The organism is Pseudescherichia vulneris NBRC 102420, assembly GCF_000759795.1.
GTDB lineage: Bacteria > Pseudomonadota > Gammaproteobacteria > Enterobacterales > Enterobacteriaceae > Pseudescherichia > Pseudescherichia vulneris.
In genome coordinates, this window is the sequence record NZ_BBMZ01000008.1 from 450,700 (window position 1) to 457,206 (window position 6,507).

Consider the following 6,507-nt stretch of genomic DNA (forward strand, 5'->3'; position numbering starts at 1 on the left):
GCCGCCGGGCAGAGCATGGCTTAGCCTTTGATGGCTTTTACCAGATAGTCGAGAATGTCGCCGGTCTTAATCAGCTGCTTCTCGCCGTTGCGACGGTATTTGTATTCGATATCGTCGCTGTCGAGGTTGCGGTCGCCGATCACGATAGTGTGCGGAATACCGATCAGCTCCATATCAGCAAACATCACGCCCGGACGCTCTTTACGATCGTCCATCAGCACTTCAATCCCCTGCGCGTTCAGCTCAGCGTAAAGCTTCTCGGCCAGCTCCTGCACGCGGAAGGATTTGTGCATGTTCATCGGCAGAATGGCAACCTGGAACGGCGCAATCGCGTCCGGCCAGACGATACCGCGCTCGTCGTGGTTCTGCTCAATGGCCGCCGCCACTACGCGGGTCACGCCGATACCGTAGCAGCCCATGGTCAAGATCTGGTTACGGCCATCTTCACCCTGGACTGACGCTTTCAACGCTTCAGAGTACTTGGTGCCCAGCTGGAAGATGTGACCCACTTCGATACCGCGTTTGATCATCAGCGTACCCTGGCCGTCCGGGCTTGGATCGCCAGCGACCACGTTACGGATGTCTGCCACTTCCGGGGTCGCCACGTCGCGGTCCCAGTTAATGCCGAAGTAGTGCTTGCCGTCAACGTTGGCGCCCGCAGAGAAGTCGCTCATCACGGCAACGGTACGGTCGATAATCACCGGGATCGGCATGTTCACCGGACCGAGGGAGCCAGGACCGGCGTTGACGATAGCGCGGATCTCAGCTTCGGTAGCGAAGGTCAGCGGGCTGGCAACCTGCGGCAGCTTCTCTGCTTTCACTTCGTTCAGCTCGTGATCGCCACGCACCAGCAGGGCGACCAGCGGGTAAGCACTGCCCTCTACCGCTTTTACCAGCAGGGTCTTAACGGTCTTTTCAATCGGCAGGTTAAACTGCTCCACCAGCTCGGCGATGGTTTTCGCGTTTGGCGTATCGACCAGGGTCATCTCCTGAGTGGCCGCCGCGCGCGCTTCTTTCGGTGCCAGCGCTTCGGCAAACTCGATGTTGGCCGCGTAGTCAGAGCTGTCGGAGAAGATCACGTCATCTTCACCGCTCTGGGCCAGCACCTGGAACTCGTGCGAGGCGTTACCGCCGATAGAGCCGGTATCCGCCTGCACGGCACGGAAGTCGAGATCCATGCGGCTGAAGATTTTGCTGTAGGCAGCGTACATCGCGTCGTAGGTCAGCTGTAGTGATTCCTGTGAGGTATGGAAAGAGTAGGCGTCTTTCATCAGGAACTCACGGGAACGCATCACGCCAAAGCGCGGACGGACTTCGTCACGGAATTTGGTCTGGATCTGATAGAAGTTCAGCGGCAGCTGCTTGTAGGAGCTCAGCTCGTTACGGATCAGATCGGTAATGACCTCTTCATGCGTCGGGCCGAGAACAAACGGGCGCTCGCCGCGATCGGCAATGCGCAGCAGCTCCGGACCGTACTGCTCCCAGCGACCACTCTCCTGCCACAGGTCAGCGGGCTGAACCACCGGCATTAACACCTCGATCGCACCGGCGTTGTTCATCTCTTCACGCACGATGTTTTCGACTTTTTTCAGAACGCGCACGCCGGTCGGCAGCCAGGTGTATAACCCGGAGGCCAGCTTGCGGATCAACCCGGCGCGGAGCATCAGCTGGTGGCTGATCACTTCGGCGTCGGCTGGTGTCTCCTTCAGTGTGGAGAGCAGATATTGGCTAGTACGCATGTTATTACGATTCCATTTGGACGATGGGTACAGGCCCAAAGCGGGCCTGACACAAAAAAAGTGATTCAGTTTACCAGCGAGACAGCTATGTCAAAAGAGAGCGGGCAGAATTTACCGCGCTTCCAGCGCAAAGACCTCAAAGCCCGCGTCGGTCACCCGCCAGCGGACGTTGAAATCGAGCAGCCAGACGGCATACTCCTTGCCCGCCTCTTCCTGCTGGCGATAGGCGGGACGAGGATCCTGCGCCAGCACCTCGACGATAAACTGTCGAAGATGCGGATAGCGCGTCTCCAGCTGCGGCAGGCGCGCGGCAAGCTCGGGGGTAAAGCCCACCGGCATGGTGGCCTGCGGTGCCTGCTGGGCGTAGCTGGCTTTGGCCTCCGGCAGGGCTTCGGCAAAGGGCAGGTAGGGTTTGATATCCACCACCGGCGTGCCGTCCACGAGATCGAGGCTGCCTAGCTCAAGGATCACCTGCTCACCCTGGCAGCGAATGCCTTTTAGCTCCACCAGCGACATGCCGATGGGATTCGGGCGAAAGGTCGAACGGGTCGCGAACACCCCCATTCTGGCGTTGCCGCCGAGTCGGGGAGGGCGCACCGTGGGCCGCCAGCCGCCTTCCATCGTTTGATGGAAAATAAACAGCAGCCAGAGGTGGCTAAACGCCTCCAGCCCGCGCACCGCATCGGCCTGGTTATAGGGAGCGATGAGATGAAGCTCACCGCCGCCGCTTTTCACCAATCCCGGCTGACGCGGAACGGCAAACTTCTCTTTATAGGGGGAGCGAATAACGCCTATCTGCGCAAACTGAAAGGTGCTCATTTCGCCGAAACGTTAAGCGCCGATCCGATGCAGACGGCCTGGCGATAGCAGCCCGGCGTGCCGCTGGTCACTTCGCAGCTGTGCTGAAGTACCGCATTGGCTTTCATTTTGGCCGCGTTGATCTGCATACGCTTGCGGGCGGTCGGGATGTTCGGCGGCGAGTCCTGGTTGCTTGCCTGGCAGGAGTCACCGGAGACCTCACCCAGATCGCGGAACGTTTTGCCAATCAGCTCTTCCGGATTGGTGATGACTCTGACCGGAGCCGGGGGCGATACTTTCGTTTTCACTGGCTCCGCTTTCGGCGGCGTTGCTGCGTTGCTTTGAACGGGTTCGACGGGAGATCTGCTTAGCATGGAGCAGCCGCTGAGCATGAGTGCCAGTAAACAGATCGGTAAAGCACGCATAGTATTTCCTCAATGAGTGATCAAATTGTCAGTTATTGAACCAGTTGCCTGCATAAATGACAAGGCGGGCTTGCGCCCGCCCTGAATGATATTATACCGAGGAGAGATTACCAGCCTTTAACTGCACCGCCGTTAAAGACCTTGTTCGCCGCCTGGTCAACTTCGTCAGACTGGTAGGCCTGCACGAATTTCTTCACGTTTTCCGCGTCTTTATTATCTTCACGGGTCACGATCATGTTCACGTACGGAGAGTCTTTGTCTTCAACGAAGATACCGTCTTTCGCCGGGGTCAGGTTGATCTGGCTGGCGTAGGTGGTGTTAATCACCGCCAGGGCAATCTGCGCGTCGTCTAGCGAGCGCGGCAGCTGCGGTGCTTCCAGCTCAACAATCTTGAGGTTTTTCGGGTTCTCGGTCACGTCCAGAACGTTCGGCAGCAGGCCAACGCCCTCTTTCAGCTTGATCAGACCCTGTTTTTGCAGCAGCAGCAGAGAGCGGCCCAGGTTGGTCGGATCGTTCGGAACCGCAATCTGCGCGCCATCCTGCAGTTCGCTCAGGGCTTTGATCTTCTTAGAGTAGCCCGCGATAGGGTAGACGAAGGTGTTGCCTGCGGAAACCAGCTTATAGCCACGATCTTTGATCTGCTGATCCAGATACGGTTTATGCTGGAAGGCGTTAGCATCGATATCGCCCTTGCTCAGCGCTTCGTTTGGCAGCACGTAATCGTTGAAGGTCACCAGCTCAACGTCGAGGCCGTATTTGTCTTTTGCCACTTTCGCGGCCACTTCAGCAACCTGCTGCTCAGCACCCACAATAACGCCGACTTTAATGTGGTTCGGATCTTTTTCATCCTGGCCGCAGCCTACCAATGCCAGAGCACCAATTAGCGCACCCGCCGCCGCAAAGGTCTTAAATTTGAACACCATGTTATTTCCTTAACTCACTGAGTCGATTGTGTTGTGTACAACGCTATTTATGCGTTACTGCCCGGACGATACGATCGCCAGAGAACTGAATCAGATAAACCAGCACGACTAATAATATCAGCACCGTGTTCATTACGGTGGCGTTATAGCCGATATAACCATACTGATAGCCGATCTGGCCCAGCCCGCCTGCGCCGACCGCGCCGCCCATGGCGGAGTAGCCCACCAGGGTGATTAACGTAATGGTGGCCGCGTTGACCAGTCCCGGCATGGCTTCAGGCAGCAGCACCTTGCGCACGATCTGCATCGGCGTCGCGCCCATGGCACGGGAGGCTTCAATCAGGCCGGTCGGGATCTCCAACAGTGCGTTTTCCACCATACGGGCAATAAAGGGCGCAGCGCCTACGGTCAGGGGCACAATTGCCGCCTGCAGGCCGATGGAGGTGCCGACAATCACGCGGGTGAATGGGATCATCCATACCAGCAGGATAATAAACGGAATGGAGCGGAAGATATTCACCAGCGCAGAGAGGGTGCGGTAGAGCTTCGCGTTCTCAACGATCTGCCCCGGACGGGTCACGTACAGCAGCACGCCTACCGGCAGGCCAATCACAAACCCAAAGAAGCCGGAGACAAAGGTCATCGCCAGCGTCTCCCAGACGCCACGCGCCAGTAACCACATCATTGGCTCAGACATAACCCAGTACCTCTACTTTTACATGATGTTCCTGCAGCCAGGCGATGGCGGCCTGGGTATCCTGCTGCGAGCCGTGCATTTCTGTCAGCATAATGCCGAACTTCACGCCGCCGGCGTAATCCATCTGCGCACTGATAATGTTGTTGTTGACGTTGAACCGACGCGCGGTTTCGGAGAGCAGCGGCGCGTCTACCGACTGGCCGGTAAACTCCATACGCAGCATCGGCACGCTGTCGGCCTCTGCGTTGGCCTTCAGGCGCTGCTGGTAATCTTCCGGAATATCCAGATGCAGCGTGGACTGAATAAACTGCTGGGCCAGCGGTGTCTTCGGATGAGAGAACACTTCGCTAACCGTATCCTGTTCAATCAGCTCGCCGTTGCTGATCACCGCTACGCAGTCACAGATACGCTTCACGACATCCATCTCATGGGTAATAAGAAGAATGGTTAAGCCGAGACGGCGGTTGATATCTTTCAACAGCTCCAGAATAGAGCGCGTCGTCGCCGGATCCAGCGCGCTGGTGGCCTCATCGCAGAGCAGCACTTTCGGATTGCTTGCCAGCGCGCGGGCAATGGCCACGCGCTGCTTTTGGCCGCCGGAGAGGTTAGCCGGATAGCTGTCGTGCTTATCGGCCAGGCCGACCAGGTCCAGCAGTTCGGTCACGCGACGCTTGATTTCAGCCGCCGGGGTGTTGTCCAGCTCCAGCGGCAGCGCCACGTTGCCGTAGACCGTACGGGACGCCAGCAGATTAAAGTGCTGGAAAATCATGCCAATCTGGCGGCGTGCGCGGGTAAGCTGCGCTTCCGACAGCGTCGTCAGCTCTTCGCCGCCCACCTGGACGCTACCCTGCGTTGGGCGTTCAAGCAGGTTGACGCAACGAATCAGCGTACTTTTACCAGCACCCGATGCGCCGATGACGCCATAAATTTGCCCGGCAGGGACATGCAGGCTGACATTGTTCAGCGCCTGAATGGTGCGGTTCCCCTGCTGGAACACTTTGGTGATATTCGAAAGTTTAATCATTAGAATATTTTTATCGTAAGAGTTAGCCGTGGCATTTTGTTCTGCCAGATACGGGCAGTGACCGTAAACAGAGCGGATGGTAAGGCATCCAGACGTCTAATTCAATGTAACTCGCTCTCATGAGCACTTTCTTGCCGCGTGAAACATGAGATACTAGCGTGACACGTCTTTTTCAGGAGTAAGCCGGTGGCACAATCAGTACCCGCAATTTTTCTCGATCGTGATGGCACGATTAACGTCGATCATGGTTATGTCCACGAGATTGACGATTTTGAATTTATCGATGGCGTAATAGATGCCATGCGTGAATTAAAAGCGATGGGCTTCGCGCTGGTGCTGGTAACCAATCAGTCCGGCATCGCCCGGGGCAAATTTACCGAAGTGCAGTTCGAAACCCTGACCGAATGGATGGACTGGTCGCTGGCGGATCGCGGCGTTGATCTGGACGGCATCTACTATTGTCCTCATCACCCCCAGGGTACCGTGGAAGAGTTCCGCCAGGTGTGCGACTGCCGTAAGCCGCATCCGGGGATGCTGAACTCCGCACGCGACTTTTTGCATATCGACATGGCCGCCTCATATATGGTGGGCGATAAAGTAGAAGATATGCAGGCAGCAGCAGCGGCTGGCGTCGGCCATAAAGTATTAGTGCGTTCTGGCAAACCGGTCACCCCCGAGGGGGAAAATGCAGCCGATTGGGTGCTTAATAGCCTTGCAGAGCTGCCGGCAACGATTAAAAAGCAGCAAAAGTAGCCGTTATGACGAAAAGATGAGCGGTTGAAATAAAATTGTATTTTTCCGCTTGTCAGCTCCGAATAACTCCCTATAATGCGCCTCCATCGAAACGGCAAACGTGAATCACTTCACGGAAACAGCCGGTCCGGTTGAAGAGAAAAAATTC

General features: G+C 56.7%; 7 protein-coding genes. 1 reads left to right on the top strand and 6 read right to left on the bottom strand.

What is annotated here, in order from left to right; all coding sequences use genetic code 11:
- Window positions 1-20 precede the first annotated feature (20 nt).
- The 6 genes from proS to metN form a co-directional block, all read right to left on the bottom strand.
- Complete coding sequence (gene proS, locus EV102420_RS07940; RefSeq protein ID WP_042390659.1) at window positions 21-1,739, bottom strand: proline--tRNA ligase; 1,719 nt, start codon at window positions 1,737-1,739, stop codon at window positions 21-23.
- Between the two features lie 111 nt (window positions 1,740-1,850).
- Complete coding sequence (gene tsaA, locus EV102420_RS07945; RefSeq protein ID WP_042390660.1) at window positions 1,851-2,558, bottom strand: tRNA (N6-threonylcarbamoyladenosine(37)-N6)-methyltransferase TrmO; 708 nt, start codon at window positions 2,556-2,558, stop codon at window positions 1,851-1,853.
- A complete protein-coding gene (rcsF, locus tag EV102420_RS07950) occupies window positions 2,555-2,962 on the bottom strand; it encodes an envelope stress sensor lipoprotein RcsF (RefSeq protein WP_042390662.1) in 408 nt (135 codons plus the stop codon). The genes tsaA and rcsF overlap by 4 nt, the downstream gene beginning before the upstream one ends.
- A 107-nt stretch (window positions 2,963-3,069) precedes the next feature.
- Entirely contained in the window at window positions 3,070-3,885 is an 816-nt protein-coding gene (locus EV102420_RS07955) for a MetQ/NlpA family lipoprotein (protein WP_042390665.1), read from the bottom strand.
- A 43-nt stretch (window positions 3,886-3,928) separates the two neighbouring features.
- Window positions 3,929-4,582 carry a methionine ABC transporter permease MetI gene (locus EV102420_RS07960; RefSeq protein WP_042390667.1) on the bottom strand — a complete coding sequence of 218 codons (654 nt, stop codon included), beginning with the start codon at window positions 4,580-4,582 and terminating at the stop codon, window positions 3,929-3,931.
- On the bottom strand, window positions 4,575-5,606 hold the full coding sequence (gene metN, locus EV102420_RS07965; RefSeq protein ID WP_042390669.1) for a methionine ABC transporter ATP-binding protein MetN: 1,032 nt from the start codon (window positions 5,604-5,606) through the stop codon (window positions 4,575-4,577). The genes EV102420_RS07960 and metN overlap by 8 nt, the downstream gene beginning before the upstream one ends.
- Window positions 5,607-5,792: 186 nt before the next feature.
- Between metN and gmhB the strand changes: the two genes are divergently transcribed.
- Window positions 5,793-6,359: a D-glycero-beta-D-manno-heptose 1,7-bisphosphate 7-phosphatase gene (gene gmhB, locus EV102420_RS07970; protein WP_042390671.1), complete on the top strand. Its 567-nt coding sequence runs from the start codon at window positions 5,793-5,795 to the stop codon at window positions 6,357-6,359.
- Window positions 6,360-6,507: the final 148 nt, after the last annotated feature.

Coding starts and splice junctions, on each gene's coding strand:
- rcsF (WP_042390662.1), bottom strand. CDS start 2,962: ATGCGTGCTTTACCGATCTGTTTACTGGCACTCATGCTCAGCGGCTGC.
- EV102420_RS07960 (WP_042390667.1), bottom strand. CDS start 4,582: ATGTCTGAGCCAATGATGTGGTTACTGGCGCGTGGCGTCTGGGAGACG.
- proS (WP_042390659.1), bottom strand. CDS start 1,739: ATGCGTACTAGCCAATATCTGCTCTCCACACTGAAGGAGACACCAGCC.
- metN (WP_042390669.1), bottom strand. CDS start 5,606: ATGATTAAACTTTCGAATATCACCAAAGTGTTCCAGCAGGGGAACCGC.
- tsaA (WP_042390660.1), bottom strand. CDS start 2,558: ATGAGCACCTTTCAGTTTGCGCAGATAGGCGTTATTCGCTCCCCCTAT.
- EV102420_RS07955 (WP_042390665.1), bottom strand. CDS start 3,885: ATGGTGTTCAAATTTAAGACCTTTGCGGCGGCGGGTGCGCTAATTGGT.